The following is a 15358-nucleotide window of genomic DNA, read 5'->3' on the forward strand; positions in this document are numbered from 1 at the left end:
CCCACTTTCTACCCCCCCCGATTCTTTCCTCCAATGGCTCGCGAGAAGTTCGAAAGGAACAAACCCCACGTCAACATCGGCACTATCGGCCACGTTGACCACGGCAAGACCACCCTCACTGCCGCCATCACCCACGTGCTGGCCAAGAAAGGCCAGGCGAAGGCTCAGGCCTACGACCAGATCGATGGCGCCCCGGAGGAGCGTGAGCGCGGCATCACCATCAACACCGCCCACGTCGAGTACGAAACCGACAACCGGCACTACGCCCACGTGGACTGTCCTGGTCACGCGGACTATGTGAAGAACATGATCACCGGTGCCGCCCAGATGGACGGCGCGATCCTGGTGGTGGCCGCCACCGACGGGCCCATGGCCCAGACCAAGGAGCACATCCTACTGGCCAAGCAGGTGGGCGTGCCCGCCCTGGTGGTGGCCCTCAACAAGTGCGACATGGTCGACGACGAGGAGATCCTCGAACTCGTGGAGCTGGAAGTTCGCGAGCTGCTCAGCAGCTACGACTTCCCGGGCGATGACATCCCCGTGATCCAGGTGTCCGGTCTCAAGGCCCTGGAGGGCGCAGCCGATTGGGAAGCCAAGATCGACGAGCTGATGGCGGCTGTGGACGAATCGATCCCCGAGCCCGAGCGGGAAGTGGACAAACCCTTCCTGATGGCCGTGGAGGACGTGTTCTCCATCACCGGTCGCGGCACCGTGGCCACCGGCCGGATCGAGCGCGGCAAGGTGAAGGTAGGCGAGGAGATCGAGATCGTGGGAATCCGGGACACCCGCAAGTCCACCGTGACCGGTGTGGAGATGTTCCGCAAGCTCCTCGATGAGGGCATGGCCGGTGACAACGTCGGTCTGCTGCTCCGCGGCATCCAGAAGGAGGACATCGAGCGCGGCATGGTGCTGGTGAAGCCCGGCTCCATCACCCCCCACACCAAGTTCGAGGGTGAGGTGTACGTGCTCAAGAAGGAGGAGGGCGGCCGTCACACCCCCTTCTTCGCCGGCTATCGGCCTCAGTTCTACATCCGCACCACCGACGTGACCGGCCAGATCACCGCCTTCACCTCTGACGACGGCGCCAATGTGGAGATGGTGATGCCGGGCGACCGCATCAAGATGACCGGTGAGCTGATCTGCCCCGTGGCCATCGAGCAGGGCATGCGCTTCGCCATCCGCGAGGGCGGCCGCACCATCGGCGCCGGCGTGGTCTCCAAGATCATCGCCTGATCCAGGGTCGGAGGGGGGCTTCCCGCCCCCCCAGCACCAACCGACCAGCCCAGCACCTCGACAACTTCGCCCGCCTGTGGAAGCTGTAAACGCTCCACAGCTCCGCCCCAATCCTGCAATGTCCGCCACCATCGCCCAGCAGAAGATCCGCATCCGCCTGAAGGCGTTTGATCGCCGCATGCTGGATCTCTCCTGCGACAAGATCATCGAAACGGCCGATCACACCGCCGCAACCGCGATCGGACCGATTCCCCTGCCCACCAAGCGCAAGATCTACTGCGTGCTGCGCTCTCCCCATGTGGACAAGGACTCCCGCGAGCACTTCGAGACCCGCACCCACCGCCGCATCATCGACATCTACAGCCCCTCGGCCAAGACCATCGACGCGCTGATGAAGCTGGACCTGCCCAGCGGCGTGGACATTGAGGTGAAGCTCTGAACAGGCCGCGCCGCCTGAGGCCATCTCCCTAGGATCAGGGGGCACTTCCTGAACAAGCCATGGCAGAACTGGCCGTCAGGGAGCTGCCCCTGTTTCCCCTGCCGGACGTGGTGCTCTTCCCCCAGGAAGTGCTGCCACTCCATATTTTCGAGCCGCGTTACCGCATGCTCCTGCGCACTGTGATGGCGGAGGATCGACGCTTCGGGGTGGTGCGCTGGGACCCGCAGAAGCGCCGCATGGCCGATGTGGGCTGCTGCGCCGAAGTGATTCACTCCCAGACCCAGGAGGACGACCGCAGCAACATCGTGACCATGGGCCAGCAGCGCTTCCGGGTGCTGGACATCGTGCGCGACGCCCCGTTCCGGGTCGCCCTGGTGAGCTGGATCGAGGATGAGACCCCAACGGCGTCCAGCGATCTGGGCACCCTTGCCACTGAGGTGCGACAGGCCCTTCAGGATGTGGTGGAGCTCACCGCCAAGCTGGTGGGGAAACCGGCCCAGCTTCCCAGCGACCTCCCGGATCTTCCCCGGGAGCTCTCGTTCTGGATCGGCGCCCACCTGGGTGGGCCGGTGGCCGATCAGCAGCAGGCCCTGCTGGAGGTCACCGACACGGGCGAACGCCTGCGCCAGGAATTCCAGCTTCTTGATCACACCCGCCGTCAGCTCGCGGCTCGCACCGTGCTGAAAGACACCTTCCAGCCCCAGTAGGCCTCTGCCCGGCGACCTGCCCACTCCCCATGACCCCCGTGAGCTGGCCCCTGGCCGCTGGCCTCACCACCCTGGGTGCAGCCGTGATCGGCACAGCCCTTTGGTTGCGCCGCAACCGTCGCTACACCGACAGCAGCAGCGTGGCGGCCGCCTACGACCGCTGGACCGAAGACCGGCTGCTTGAGCGCCTCTGGGGTGATCACATCCACCTGGGCCACTACGGCGATCCCCCGGCCCGCCCCGGTGCCGTGGATTTTCGCCAGGCCAAAGTGGCCTTCGTGCATGAACTGGTGCGCTGGAGCGGCCTGGATCAACTGCCCCGCGGCGCCAGGGTGCTCGATGTGGGCTGCGGCATCGGCGGCAGCGCCCGCATCCTGGCGCGGGATTACGGGCTGGAGGTGCTCGGCATCAGCATCAGTGCGGCCCAGATCGACCGCGCCCGAACCCTCACCCCTGCCGATCTGGGCCACTGCCGCTTTGCCGTGATGGATGCCCTGGCCCTCGATCTGCCCGATGGCAGCTTCGATGGGGTGTGGAGCGTGGAGGCTTCCCCTCACATGCCCGACAAACAGCGCTACGCCGATGAGCTGCTGCGGGTGCTGCGGCCCGGTGGCCGACTGGCGGTGGCCGACTGGAATCGGCGCGATCCCGCCGATGGCGCCATGACCAGGCGGGAGCGCTGGGTGATGCGTCAGCTGCTGGAGCAGTGGGCCCATCCCGAGTTCGCCAGCATCCATTCGCTGCGCAGCAACCTCAGCTCCAGCCCCTGGGCCGACGGGCTGACGCTGGAGACCGCCGACTGGACAGCCGCCACCCTGCCCTCCTGGATCGATTCGATCCTTGAGGGGGTGCGCCGCCCCGGCGCCGTGCTCGGGCTGGGTCCCCGGGCTGTGCTCCAGGGCCTGCGCGAAACTCCCACGATCCTGCTGATGCACTGGGCCTTCGCCACCGGGCTGATGCAGTTCGGCGTCTTCCGTGGCCGCAAGAGCGTCCCTCAGGCCAGGTTGGTGAGCGGGTAGGCACCGAACAGGGTGAGGTGCTCGCAGAGGGGCTCGAGCTCCTCGAGCGCGGCAGCCAGGGCGGCTGCAGGGCTCTGGGATTGCGGGGGCAGCTCCAGATCCACAAAGAAGATGTACTCGCCCAGCTCGCGCTTCGACGGGCGCGATTCGATCCGGCTCATGTTGAGCTGGCGGTGGGCAAAACAGGCCAGGGCTCGCAGCAGGGCGCCGGGCTGGTTCGAGCGCAGCGAGAAGGCCAGGCTGGCCAGCGGGCCGTTGCGGCCACGGGGGCCCCGCCGCAGCAGCAGGAAGCGGGTGCAGTTGCCGGCCGCATCGTTGATCGGATAGGCCAGCTCGGCGAGACCGTGCTCAACGCCAGCCTGGCGGGAGGCGATCGCGGCTCGGAAGCGGCTGCCGGCCACCATACGGGCGGCGGCAGCCGTGGAGCTGGTGGGCAGCTGCAGGGCATCCGGCAGATGCTCCGCCAGCCACTGACTGCACTGGGCCAGGGCCTGGGGATGGGAGAGCACCTCGCTGATGCCCTCGAGCGACCCACTGCCCAGCAGGGCGTGGCGAATGGGCAGCACCAGGGCGTGGGCGATGGCCAGATCGGGATGTTCCCAGAGCGCATCGAGGCAGGCCGTCACCCCGCCCTCCACGGAGTTCTCCACCGGCACTACCGCAGCCTCACAGTCGCCGCCTGCCAGGGCCTGGATCACAGCGCGGATGCCCAGCTGGGGCACCAGCTCGGCACCGTCGAGAGCCTCGAGCTGCATCAACTGCAGCGCCGCCTGCTCTCCATAGGTACCAACGGGGCCGAGGAAGGCGATGCGCATCAACACTGCGGGGCTGGACGGCTGGGCTGGACAGAGACCCGAACGCGGGTCGATAGGATCATGACGCGCCGGGCCGCAGCCCATGCCCCTCGCGTTCAGCGCCACGCAGCAGCTCAAACTGCCGATCCGCCACCAGAGCGATCGCCTGGTTCACTACCTGAACGAAGAGGAGCGGGTGCTGCAGGCCATGCTCAATGCCACCCAGCTGGAGCGGCTTGCGCCCCAGCACTACACCTACACCGTGACGCGGCTGCAGGTGTTCCAGCTGCAGATTCAGCCTGTGGTGGAGCTGCGCACCCATCCCAGCCCCGGACGGCTGGAGCTGGAGGCGCTCGACTGCCAACTGGATGGCCTGGGGCTGGTGGATGACTTTCAACTCACCCTGAACTCCTGGCTGGAGGCCGGCGAACAGGGACTGGAAGGCGAAGCCAGCCTGAGCGTGCAGGTGAGTCAGCCGCCCCTGCTGAAGCTCATTCCCCCCCGGGTGCTGGAGACCACCGGCCGCTCCATGCTCTCCGGCATCCTGCTGGGCATCAAGGCCCGGGTGGGCCAGCAGGTGGTGGAGGACTTCCAGCGCTGGTGCCGCCAGGAGTGAGCCCAGGCAGACGACGCAGGAAGCTGCGTCGATGCAGGGGGGTCACACCCAACTCCAGCAGGGCCTGGCGGTGCTGGGCCGTGCCGTAGCCCACGTGGCGCTCAAGGCCATAGCCCGGGTAGCGCCCAGCCAGCTCGCGCACGAGCTGATCGCGGGCCTGCTTGGCCAGCACACTGGCGGCGGCGATCGCCGGGCAGCGTTGATCGCCCCGCACGAGGGTGGCCTGGGAGCCATCCCAGCCCCGCAGGGGCAGCACCCCATCCACGATCAACAGCTCCGGCGCGGCGGACAGTTTGTGCAGGGCACGAAGCATGGCGCGCTCGGTGGCCGCCCGGATGCCGAGGCGATCGACCTCCGCGGCCGTGGCCTGGCCCAGGGCCCAGGCGCGGCAGCGCTGGCGGATCTCCGGCACCAGGGCGGCACGGCGGCGGGCCGTGAGCGCCTTGCTGTCGCCGAGGCCACGGCGGAGCAGGGGAGCCACCGCCACGGCCGGCAACACCACCGCCGCGGCGAACACCGGCCCGAACAGGCAACCCCGACCCACCTCATCGACACCGGCGCAATGGTCCGGTTCACGCCCCAACCAGGGGTCAGCCGCCACCGCGCCCGCTCAGCGGGAGGCCGAGGAGCGGCGGCGGCGCCGACGGGGCTGGTCGCTGTCCTCAGCGGGAGCCTCCAGGCCCGGAGCAGGGGCTTCCGCAACCGGTTCGGGGTCGCGGGTGGACACCGAGACCGTGACCACGGGTTCCGGCTGGAGCCGCAGGGGCAACGGCGTGATCTCCACCGGGGCCGGGCTGTCGGAAACCGTGATCTCGGAAGCCGTGATCTCCGAAACCGTGGCCCGCGCCGGTGCATCAACGCTGCCGCGTCCGCCGCGGCCCCGGCGACGCCGGGAACCGCTGGCCACCAGCTCGCGGCGGGCGTCGTCCAGCACGGCGTCGGGATCGGCATCCGGACGAATCACCCGCACCACGGCGTTCTCGCTGCTGGGGGGGGTCTCCAGCAGCAGGGTGGGGTTCAGCCCCAGCCAGCCGTAGACCTCCTCCTGCTCGGCATCCATGGGAACCGCCACCAGCTCCGGTTCGAAGCGACCGCCGCCGGCAGGGCTGCCGGCAGTCTCCGCAGCCGCCGGGGCCTCGTGATCGAAGGGAACAGCCCCATCGCCCACCAGGGCCTGGGGGGCCGCAGGGAGATCGGCCGTCAGCGCGGCCCCGGTGCGGCCGCGGCCGCCGCGGCGACGGCGACCGGACGAGCCCGGCTCGGTGTCGGCGCCGGGAGCCTGCACCCCGGCCCGGGCGGAGGCGGCCGAGCGCACCAGCCCGGCCGTGCTGGCCAGGGGCTGGAGGGTATCGGTGCCGGGCAGCACAGCCACGTGGCCCAGGCCGCCGCAGGTGGGGCAGGCACGGCCGAAGAGCTCATAGATGTTCTGCCCCTGGCGCTTGCGGGTGAGCTCCACCAGGCCGAGCTCGGTGATCTGGGCGATCTGGGGCTTGGAGGTGTCGTCGCGCAGGGCCTGGGTGAAGTGCTCCAGGAACTGCAACTGGTCGCGGCGGGAGTCCATATCGATGAAATCCACGATCACCACACCGCCGATGTTGCGCAGCTTCAGCTGGCGGGCGATCTCCACGGCCGCCTCACAGTTGGTCCACAGCACCGTCTCGCGGGCGTTGGCGGAGCGGGTGAAGGAGCCGGAGTTGACGTCGATGACGGTGAGGGCCTCGGTGGGCTCGATGATCACGTAACCACCCGAAGGCAGGTCCACCCTGGGCTTGAGTGCGTCGCGGATGGTGGCATTCACCCGGTAGTGCTCGAGGATTTCGGCAGGCTCCCCGTGGGCCTCCACCAGCACGTTGGCGTGGTCGACCCCGAGGAAGGCGTTGGCCCGTGCCACCGCACCGGGGGTATCCACCACCACGCGCTGAACCTCGGGGGTGTACAGGTCACGCAGCACCCGGTGGATGAAGTCTTCGTCGCGATTCAGCAGCACCGGCGGGGACGCCGATTCGGCGGCCGTCTGGATCGCCTCCCACTGGCGCAGCAGCGCCTCGAGGTCGTCGATCAGCTGGTCTTCGGGCACCCCCTCGGCCTCGGTGCGCACCAACAGGCCGGCGGCGGGGGGCTTGATCAGCACCCCGAGGGCACGCAGACGGTTGCGCTCATGCTCGCCATCGATGCGCCTGGAGATGGTCACCCCCTGGCCATGGGGCTGCAGCACCAGAAAGCGTCCGGGCAGGGCCAGGTTGCCCGTGAGCCGGGGCCCCTTGGTGCCGGTGGGCTCCTTCATCACCTGCACCAGCACCTTCTGCTTCGGCTCGAGCAGTTCAGTGATGCCGGCTCCACCCTTCTTGAGGCGCAGAGGACCGAGGTCGGTGATATGAATAAACCCGTTCTTCTCGCTCTCGCCGATATTGACAAAGGCGGCATCGATGCCGGGTAGCACGTTCTCAACGGTGCCCAGATACACGTCACCGATCTGGTAACGACCCTGGGCAACAATCAGTTCATCAACACGTTCATCCTTGAGAACTGCGGCGATCCGCAGTTGCTCGGCAATGACGATCTGCTGGGGCATGGGTTAGGTGAATGGACCATCCGCAACCCGGCCCTCAGTACGGCGGCCGCAGAAACCAGATGGGGAGGGGTTGGGGGGTAGGCAGCGAAGGGCTGCTGCAGCTCTAGCGGGGCCTGACGCAGCGGTCCGCGACCGGATCAGCACCAAAGGCAGGGGTTGTGGCAACGGATGGCTCACCGACGCAGCGCTGGAGTCCAACAACGGGATGGAGACCGTGGCGGAACCCGGAGCCGAAGGGGGTGAAGCTGGACGGGTGGAACGCTCGCTGGGATGGCCCTGGGGCATCACCCTGAGGAGAACCACCGGGTGCTGGTGGCGCGGGGGGAGCTTGTGGCGCTGCGCGGGGCGGCGAAAAGCTTGCGGCAGACAGCGGTGTCACCTACTGCGGAGGTTAACACGCAGGCACCGGCGTTCTTGACTCCAGCAGCAGAGCGGTGCGGCGCTGGCGAGCGCAGTGCAGAGGCCGCCCCAGCTCGCTGCCCAGCCAGTGGGCGAGCTGATCGGGCCTGAGGCTGCGGCCTGCCCCATCCACCGCCGCCGCCAGGGCCAGCTGCACGTGGGGCAGGGCTTCGGCGGCGACACCCTCGCTGTGAAGCAGGCGCAGATCCAAGAGGGCCGGCCGGCACTCGCGCTGGCGGGGCCGCCCTTTCTTGTCGGTGTCCTGCCAGATCAGGCTGCCGGCGGCCAGCAGCGCGGCCACCGCCTGGCGCCAGGCTGACGGGCTGGGCACTGGCAACGGGGCCCCGGCCCGCAGCTCGAAACACCAGTGAGCCGCCGCCAGGTCCTGGGAGAGGCTGGGCCCGAAGCTGGGCACCACCGCCGCCGAGAGCAGCTGGAACTCCGGCGGCAGCTCGCGCTGCAGCCGGGCGCGGGCGGCGCCCGGATCGAGGGTTTCCGTGAACTCCAGGTCCAGCCACTCGCCCTCACCCTCCACCCCCAAGGGCAGGGGCAGGGCCAGCTGCAGCCGCGGCAGGGGGTGGAAGCCGCCGCTGTAACTCACCGGCAATCCACTGCGGCGCAGGCTGCGCTCCAGCATCCGCAGGGTGTCGAGATGGCTGATCAGAGCCAGGGAACCGATTTTGGCGAAGCCGAATCGCAGCCGGCACACCCGCTCGCTGGCCGGAGCCCGCCGGGGCAGAGCCGCCGGGATCGGCGGCGGCGGGATCACCACGTTGTGGCCCAGCTCCGGGCCGCAGACGCCACAGTTGCTGCAGCCGTCGAAGGAGCAGTCGGGCACCACCACGGCCGCCAGGGCCCGCTGCAGATCCTCCGCCAGCCAGCGCTTGTCGAGCCCCGCATCGATGTGATCCCAGGGCAGGCTCTGGCGGCAGAAGGCCTCGAGATCCGTCGCCTCCATGGCCTCGGCCGCGCTCCAGGCGCCCAGCTCCAGCTGGCGGTAGCGGCCGCCCAGCCCGGCGGCCTCGATGGCCCCGGTCCAGGCGGCATAGCTGCGCTCGGCCGATTCAAACCAGGCGTCCAGACCGGCCCCGGCGCGCCAGGCGGCCTCGATCACGGGCGCCAGGCGACGGTCGCCGCGGCCGATGAAGTCTTCGATCGCCGAGAGGCGCACATCGGTGCTGTTCGTTTTGAGGCCGCGCAGCTGGCGCAGGGCACCGCGCAGCAGTTGCTGGCGCCGCCGCAACTCTTCGGTGGACACGCTGTGCCACTGAAAGGGGGTGTGGGGCTTGGGGGTGAAGTTGCTGATCGTGAGATTCAGCTCCAGGCGCCCCAGATCTCGGCATTGCTGCTGCAGGCTGCGGCAGGTGTCGGCGATGCCGAGCACGTCGGCGTCGGTTTCGCCGGGCAGGCCGATCATGAAGTAGAGCTTCACCTTGCGATAGCCGTTCTCCATGGCCGTGCGGATGCCGGCCAGCAGCTCGGCGTCGGTGAGGCCCTTGTTCACGATGTCGCGCAGACGCTGGGTGCCGGCCTCCGGGGCGAAGGTGAGGCCGCCCTTGCGGGTGCCACCCAGGATGTGGGCGATGTTGCTGTCGAAGCGGTCCACCCGCTGGCTGGGCAGGGTGAGGCTCACGTTTTTGTCAGCGAGCCGGTTGCGCAGCTCCACCCCCACAGCCGGCAGGGCCAGGTAGTCGGAGCAGCTGAGCGAGAGCAGCGAGAAATCGCTGTAGCCGGTGCGGCGCATGCCCTCCTCCACCGCGTCCACCACCGCCTCGGGCTCCACGTCACGGGCGGGGCGGGTGAGCATGCCGGGCTGGCAGAAGCGGCAGCCGCGGGTGCAACCGCGGCGGATCTCCACCGTGAGCCGGTCGTGCACGGTTTCGATATGCGGCACCAGCCCCATGGCGTAGTGGGGCATGGGCGTGGCGGTGCGGCGCTGAATCCGCGCCGGCAGGCCGGACTCCAGGGGCTCGATGCTCACCCCATCGGCGCCGGGGCCGTAGAGCGCCGGCACGTACACCCCGGGCACCTGGGCCAGATCGCGCAGCAGCTCGCGCCTGCTCTGGCCGGCAGCCCTGGCCTCAGCCACCACCAGGCCGATCTCCGGCAGCAGCTCCTCGCCGTCGCCGAGGGCGATGAAGTCGAAGAAGGCGGCAAAGGGCTCGGGGTTGCTGGTGGCGGTGGGGCCGCCGGCGAAGATCAGCGGCGGCGCCGCGGGGTGGGCCAGGGGCAGGTCGCCGCGTTCGGCCGCGCGCAGGGGAATGTCGGCCAGCTCCAGCATCTCCAGGATGTTGGTGCCGCCCAGCTCGTAGCTGAGGGAGAAGCCGAGGATGTCGAAGGCGGCCAGGGGGCGGCGGCTCTCCACGGCGAACAGGGGAGCTTCGCGCTCGCGCAGCCGAGCGGACAGATCGGGCCCCGGCAGGTAGCTGCGGTCGCACAGCTGGCCGGGAACGCTGTTGAGAATGGAATAGAGGATGATGTGGCCGCTGTTGCTCGCCCCCACCTCGTAGACCTCGGGATAGGTGAGGGCCCAGCGCACCCCGGCCCCCGGCCACTCGGCCTCCCAGTCACGCAGTGGCACCCCCAGCTCGTTGCCCAGGTAGCGGGCCGGCTTGCTGATGCCCAGGTCCACCAGGGCATCGAAATCCACGGGGGCGACGGTCACGGGAGGGCCAGGGGCTTGCCCCGATGGTATGCAGCCCCACCAGCCCCGGGCCAGCCAGGCGCCGTAGCAGGATGCCGCCACGATTTGCGCGCGCCGCAGTGGTTCAGGTCAACGGCAACTACCTCAAGCTCAAGGCGGGCTATCTGTTCCCCGAGATCGCGCGCCGCGTCAAGGCCTTCAGCGAGGCGAACGCCGATGCCCCGATCATCCGCCTGGGCATCGGCGATGTGACCGAACCGCTGCCCCAGGCCTGCCGCCAGGCGATGAAGGCCGCCATCGACGAGATGGGCACCCGCGAGGGCTTCCACGGCTACGGCCCCGAGCAGGGCTACCTCTGGCTGCGCGAAGCGATCGCCAAACACGATTTCCAGGCCCGCGGCTGCCAGATCTCCGCCGAGGAGATCTTCGTGTCGGATGGCTCCAAGTGCGACAGCGCCAACATCCTCGACATCCTCGGACCGGACAACCGCATCGCCGTGACCGACCCGGTGTATCCGGTGTATGTGGACAGCAACGTGATGGCGGGCCGCACCGGCGACGCCGATGACGCCGGCCAGTACGGCGGCCTCACCTACCTGCCGATCAACGCAGACAACGGCTTCACCGCCCAGATCCCCAGCGAGAAGGTGGACCTGATCTACCTCTGCTTCCCCAACAATCCCACCGGCGCGGTGGCCACCCGGGAGCAGCTGCAGGCCTGGGTGGACTACGCCCGGGTCCACAGCGCCCTGATCCTGTTCGACGCCGCCTACGAGGCCTTCATCCAGGACCCCGAGCTGCCCCACTCCATCTATGAGATCGAGGGGGCGCGGGAGTGCGCCATCGAGTTCCGCTCGTTTTCCAAGAACGCCGGCTTCACCGGCACCCGCTGCGCCCTCACCGTGGTGCCCCGGGGCCTGATGGGCACCGCCGCAGACGGTGAGGCGGTGGAGCTGTGGGGGTTGTGGAACCGCCGCCAGTGCACCAAGTTCAACGGCGTGAGCTACATCGTGCAGCGCGGCGCCGAGGCGGTGTATTCCCCCGAGGGTCAGGCCCAGGTGAAGGATCTGGTGGCCTTCTACATGGAGAACGCGTCGATCATCCGCCGCGAGCTGAGCGCCGCCGGGCTCACGGTGTATGGCGGTGAACAGGCCCCGTACGTGTGGATCAAAACCCCCGCCGGGGTGGATTCCTGGGGCTTCTTCGACCTGCTGCTCAGCCAGGCCCACGTGGTGGGCACCCCCGGCAGCGGCTTCGGCGCCGCCGGCGAGGGCTACTTCCGTCTCTCGGCCTTCAACAGCCGCGCCAACGTGGAGGAGGCCATGCGCCGCGTCCGCGCCCTTTAATGGAAGCGCTGTCATCTCAGCTGTGGCCATGACCCAATCCCCCACAGCCACCCAGACTCCGAGCCGCGAGGGCGGCGCTGCTGTGATGGAGAAGGCACCGCAGCGGGTGCGCAAACCCTCGCCCCGCTACAAGGTGCTGCTCCACAACGACCCTGTGAACAGCATGGAGTACGTGGTCACCACCCTGCGCCAGGTGGTGCCGGCCCTGAGTGAGCAGGACGCCATCGCCGTGATGCTCGAAGCCCACAACACCGGGGTGGGGCTGGTGATCGTGTGTGACTTGGAGCCGGCCGAGTTCTACTGCGAAACGCTCAAGGCCAAGGGGCTCACCAGCACCCTGGAGCCGGAGACTTGACGGCCGACGCCGGCGGAGTCGCCCCCGCCGGCGCCAGTCCCCACTGGCTCAGCACACTCCTGTATGTCCCCCTGCTGCTGGCTGCGGGCTGGCTGCTGGCGAGGCCGCTGACGCTGCTGGCTCCGCCGTTGCGCCCTGATCAGGTGGATCTGGCCGGTCTGGTGGTGACCCTGCTGCTTCTCCTGGCCACCCTGCCATGGCGAATCCGACGCTGCTGGGGCCACCGCCATCCCTGGCGGCAGCTGGGCCTGGCGGTGCCCAGCACCCTGGCCATCAGCAGTGGGCTGCGGGGGCTGGCGGTCGCCGTCCTGCTGCTGCTGTTGCTCACGGCTGGCCTGTTGCTCAGCGGCCAGGCCCGCTGGCTGGGGCCGGTGGATGGGGCCGTGGCCGCCAATGGGCTGGTGCTCGGCCTTGGCGTGGGGTTTGCCGAGGAGCTGCTGTTCCGCGGCTGGCTGTGGGGTGAGCTGCAGCTGGGGGGAGGCGGCCGCCGGGCCCTGCTGCTGCAGGCCCTGATCTTTGCGCTGGTGCACCCCTGGTTCCGGGCGCCGGGGCTGCTGGCGCTGGCGCTGCTGGGCGGGCTGGCCCTGCTGGGGCTGGCCCTGGCCAACGAACGGCGGTTGGGGGCGGGCTCCCTGTGGGGTGCCATCGGGCTGCACGGCGGCCTGGTGGGCGGCTGGTTCGTGGTTCAGCACGGGCTGGTGGCGATCGCCCCGCAGGCCCCAGGCTGGTGGGTGGGACCGGGCAGCGGGGATGTGAACCCGATCGGTGGGCTGAGCGGGTTGATCGCCCTGGCCGCTCTGGTGATCGCTCAGCGCACGGCCTTGGCCAGGGCCCGGCGCCCCTCAACCGGGGCGTGCAATGCCTCGTCGAGCGGAGCAAGGCCGTAGTCGCGCTCCAGCAAATCCATCACGGTGCGGCCGAAGTCGTCGGCGTTGCGATCAAAGGCCTCCAGGCAGATGCGGCCGAAGGTGCTGCCCATGGGCTCTGGGTTCCAGAGGGTCTTGCGCGCCGCCCACGGCATCATGCTCATCGGGTTGTAGCCGGGCTTTATCAGGCCCTGCTCGAAGCCGTACTGCTCCAGGTGGGTGTGGGGCTGCAGGCCGATGAAGAAGATCGCCGGCTCCACCTTGTCGGCCCCGAAGATGCACTCCAGCTCCCGGTGGTAGGCCACGGTCTGGCGGATGGTCTCGGGCCGCTCGTCGATGACGTTGAACGAGTAGTTCACCGACACGTGGTGGCGGAAGCCGGCCCGGGCCAGCAGCCGGCAGCTCTCCAGCACGGTGCGCAGGTTGTAGCCCATGCGCATCTTGCGCACGAGTTCCTGGGATCCCGAGGTGATGCCGATCTCGAAATACTCCATACCTGTGGCCACCATCAGCTCTGCGAGCTCGGCATCGAGGTTGTCGGCGCGGATGTAGGCGGCCCAGCGGATATCCCGCCAGCCCTCGGCCAGGATCGCCCGCAGCAGGGCCTTGGCGTCCTCGATGTAGCGGCGGGCCGGGATGAACTGGGCGTCGGTGAACCAGAAGCCGCGGACGCCACGCGCATACAGCTGGCGCATCTCGGCGATCACCTCCTCCACGGGGTTCACCCGCACCGCCTTGCCCTCCACCACGGTGTACACGCAATAGCAGCAGTTGTGGGGACAGCCGCGCTTGGTCTGCACGCCCACGTAGAAGTCGCCGCCCTCGAGATACCACTCCAGCTGGGGCCACACACTGGAGATGTAGTCGTAGTCGCAGGCGGTTTTCTCCAGTCCCGCCGGCTGCTCGTGGATCAGCCCCTGGCGCGGCGCTGCACCGGCCACGAAGCAGCGTTCGCCGGCGATCGACTGGCCGCGGATCAGCTTTTCCAGCAGCGGCTCCCCCTCCCCCACCGACACCACCGTGCCCCGAGGCAGCTTGCTGCCCAGCTGTTCGTAGAACACGCTCACCGCGCCGCCGCCGATCACCGCCCGGGCATCGGGGTGGTGGCGGCGGGCCCGCTTCAGCCCCTGGCGCACCAACCGCAGGTTGCGACGGAGCTCCCCGTAGAAGGCCGACATCAGACCCAGGCCACCGAGAGCACCGCGCAGGCGCTTGAGCGGATTGCCGGCGTAGAACACCTCGAAGGAATGCTGCAGGGGGTTGCCGCTGCGGCCGTCCACCGGCGCATAGATCTGGATGTCGCGCCAGGAGAACACCAGCAGGGTGGGCCGGAAGGCATCCACGGTGTGGCGCAGCACACGGTGCACGTCGAGCACCGGCACGGCCGCCAGATCCAGGAGGCGCTGGGGCAGCTGGGGAAACTGCTTGTGCAGATGGTCGGCCAGATAGATCGGGCCGATCGGAAAGATTGGGTTGCAGGGAAGCCGCACCAGCAGCACCCGGTGGTCGCTCTCGGCGCTCACGGTTCTTGAGCTGGAATCAGGACGTGGCCGGACGCTAACCAGATGCCAGCAGCGCCTGGGCCATGGCCGCAGCCCGGCGGCGCAGCGGCAACGGCAGCCAGGACATCCAGCGTTCGTGGACACACAGGCGGGGCCGCAACCCCCAACCCTGGCGAGCCAGCAGGTTGGTGAGCTGGCCTGGGGGGGGGGCTGGGGGTAGGCGGGATTGATCCCATCGCCCCTGCAGCAAGGCGATCCATAGGAGGGCATCGCGCTGCTTGGCTGCGCTTTCACCCACCCCCAGCAGCAACCCCGTGGTGAACGGAATCCCCAGGCGTCCCGCCTGCTTCAGTTGCTGCAGGCGCACGGCCAGTTTTTTGCTCGGAGCGTGCCGATGCAGGGCGTCATCGGCCGGCCCCAGACCCTCCAGCATCAGCCCCCAGCGAGGGGTTGAGCCGACCCAGGCAGGCCATTTCAGACAGCGACAGCAGCCCGGCATTGGTGTAGGCCAGGCGCCCGGCGGCCAGGGCCAGGGCACTGAGCTGCCGCAGGCGCACGAACCACCGGGGCCGCCCCCTGGATCCCGTAGGCAGTTCGCCATCGCGCAGCGCGTCAGGCGTTGAAGCAGGCTCTGGCGGGCACCAGCGTGAAGCTGGGACTCCAGGTGATGACGGCGGAACGGGCCCCGCCCCGCAACCCCCCTTCACAAACCCCGCAACGTTGTGTTACATTCCGCTTCGACGGGGTTCCGTCTTACGTCCCCTCCAGCCCTGCATGCTGCGCGTTGCGCTGCTGCCGCGCCGGAGTTCAACAACCACCAACCGTTCTCATGACCACCACTCTCCAGCAGCGCTCCGGCGCCAACA

At 69.0% G+C, this 15358-nt stretch carries 15 protein-coding genes; 8 read left to right on the forward strand and 7 right to left on the reverse strand.

The window, feature by feature from the left end:
• The first annotated feature begins 33 nt into the window (after positions 1-33).
• The 4 genes from tuf (at position 34) to KBY96_RS14710 (ending at position 3398) form a co-directional block, all read left to right on the forward strand.
• Complete coding sequence (tuf, locus tag KBY96_RS14695; protein ID WP_254980278.1) at positions 34-1233, forward strand: elongation factor Tu; 1200 nt, start codon at positions 34-36, stop codon at positions 1231-1233.
• 118 nt (positions 1234-1351) lie between these two features.
• The gene (gene rpsJ, locus KBY96_RS14700) at positions 1352-1672 is read left to right on the forward strand and encodes a 30S ribosomal protein S10 (RefSeq protein WP_254968869.1); all 321 of its coding nucleotides are present in this window, start codon (positions 1352-1354) and stop codon (positions 1670-1672) included.
• A gap of 59 nt (positions 1673-1731) precedes the next feature.
• On the forward strand, positions 1732-2379 hold the full coding sequence (locus KBY96_RS14705; RefSeq protein WP_254980279.1) for an LON peptidase substrate-binding domain-containing protein: 648 nt from the start codon (positions 1732-1734) through the stop codon (positions 2377-2379).
• A gap of 29 nt (positions 2380-2408) precedes the next feature.
• The gene (locus KBY96_RS14710) at positions 2409-3398 is read left to right on the forward strand and encodes a methyltransferase domain-containing protein (RefSeq protein ID WP_254980280.1); all 990 of its coding nucleotides are present in this window, start codon (positions 2409-2411) and stop codon (positions 3396-3398) included.
• Here the strand turns inward: KBY96_RS14710 and pheA are convergent.
• Entirely contained in the window at positions 3374-4213 is an 840-nt protein-coding gene (gene pheA / locus KBY96_RS14715) for a prephenate dehydratase (protein WP_254980281.1), read from the reverse strand. The two genes, KBY96_RS14710 and pheA, sit on opposite strands and share 25 nt — an antisense overlap.
• A gap of 82 nt (positions 4214-4295) precedes the next feature.
• Between pheA and KBY96_RS14720 the strand changes: the two genes are divergently transcribed.
• Complete coding sequence (locus KBY96_RS14720) at positions 4296-4808, forward strand: DUF1997 domain-containing protein (protein ID WP_254980282.1); 513 nt, start codon at positions 4296-4298, stop codon at positions 4806-4808.
• Here KBY96_RS14720 and KBY96_RS14725 read toward each other — a convergent pair.
• The 3 genes from KBY96_RS14725 to KBY96_RS14735 all read right to left on the reverse strand — a co-directional run bounded on the left by KBY96_RS14725 (position 4747) and on the right by KBY96_RS14735 (position 10444).
• Complete coding sequence (locus KBY96_RS14725) at positions 4747-5391, reverse strand: ribonuclease HII (protein ID WP_261358503.1); 645 nt, start codon at positions 5389-5391, stop codon at positions 4747-4749. The genes KBY96_RS14720 and KBY96_RS14725 overlap by 62 nt on opposite strands.
• Before the next feature lie 27 nt (positions 5392-5418).
• A complete protein-coding gene (locus tag KBY96_RS14730) occupies positions 5419-7380 on the reverse strand; it encodes an Rne/Rng family ribonuclease (protein ID WP_254980284.1) in 1962 nt (653 codons plus the stop codon).
• Positions 7381-7771: 391 nt separating this feature from the next.
• A complete protein-coding gene (locus tag KBY96_RS14735) occupies positions 7772-10444 on the reverse strand; it encodes a TIGR03960 family B12-binding radical SAM protein (RefSeq protein WP_254980285.1) in 2673 nt (890 codons plus the stop codon).
• A gap of 98 nt (positions 10445-10542) precedes the next feature.
• Here KBY96_RS14735 and KBY96_RS14740 point away from each other — a divergent pair, with 98 nt between their 5' ends.
• The 3 genes from KBY96_RS14740 to KBY96_RS14750 are packed head-to-tail and all read left to right on the forward strand — an operon-like array spanning position 10543 to position 13011.
• Entirely contained in the window at positions 10543-11769 is a 1227-nt protein-coding gene (locus tag KBY96_RS14740) for an LL-diaminopimelate aminotransferase (protein ID WP_254980286.1), read from the forward strand.
• A 28-nt stretch (positions 11770-11797) separates the two neighbouring features.
• Positions 11798-12124 carry an ATP-dependent Clp protease adapter ClpS gene (clpS, locus tag KBY96_RS14745; protein ID WP_254980287.1) on the forward strand — a complete coding sequence of 109 codons (327 nt, stop codon included), beginning with the start codon at positions 11798-11800 and terminating at the stop codon, positions 12122-12124.
• Positions 12121-13011, forward strand: a complete 891-nt coding sequence (locus KBY96_RS14750; RefSeq protein WP_254980288.1) for a CPBP family intramembrane glutamic endopeptidase — start codon at positions 12121-12123, stop codon at positions 13009-13011. The genes clpS and KBY96_RS14750 overlap by 4 nt, the downstream gene beginning before the upstream one ends.
• Here KBY96_RS14750 and KBY96_RS14755 read toward each other — a convergent pair.
• Genes KBY96_RS14755 through KBY96_RS14765 form a run of 3 tightly spaced genes read right to left on the reverse strand, consistent with a single transcriptional unit; the run spans position 12933 to position 15049 of the window.
• Positions 12933-14513 (reverse strand): photosystem II high light acclimation radical SAM protein, encoded by a 1581-nt coding sequence (locus tag KBY96_RS14755; RefSeq protein ID WP_254980289.1) that lies wholly within the window; start codon positions 14511-14513, stop codon positions 12933-12935. The genes KBY96_RS14750 and KBY96_RS14755 overlap by 79 nt on opposite strands.
• 34 nt (positions 14514-14547) lie before the next feature.
• Positions 14548-14925, reverse strand: a complete 378-nt coding sequence (locus KBY96_RS14760) for a hypothetical protein (RefSeq protein WP_254980290.1) — start codon at positions 14923-14925, stop codon at positions 14548-14550.
• Positions 14897-15049, reverse strand: a complete 153-nt coding sequence (locus KBY96_RS14765) for a hypothetical protein (protein ID WP_254980291.1) — start codon at positions 15047-15049, stop codon at positions 14897-14899. The genes KBY96_RS14760 and KBY96_RS14765 overlap by 29 nt, the downstream gene beginning before the upstream one ends.
• Positions 15050-15358 lie beyond the last annotated feature (309 nt).

The organism is Cyanobium sp. ATX 6A2 (assembly GCF_024346355.1).
Lineage (GTDB): Bacteria > Cyanobacteriota > Cyanobacteriia > PCC-6307 > Cyanobiaceae > NIES-981.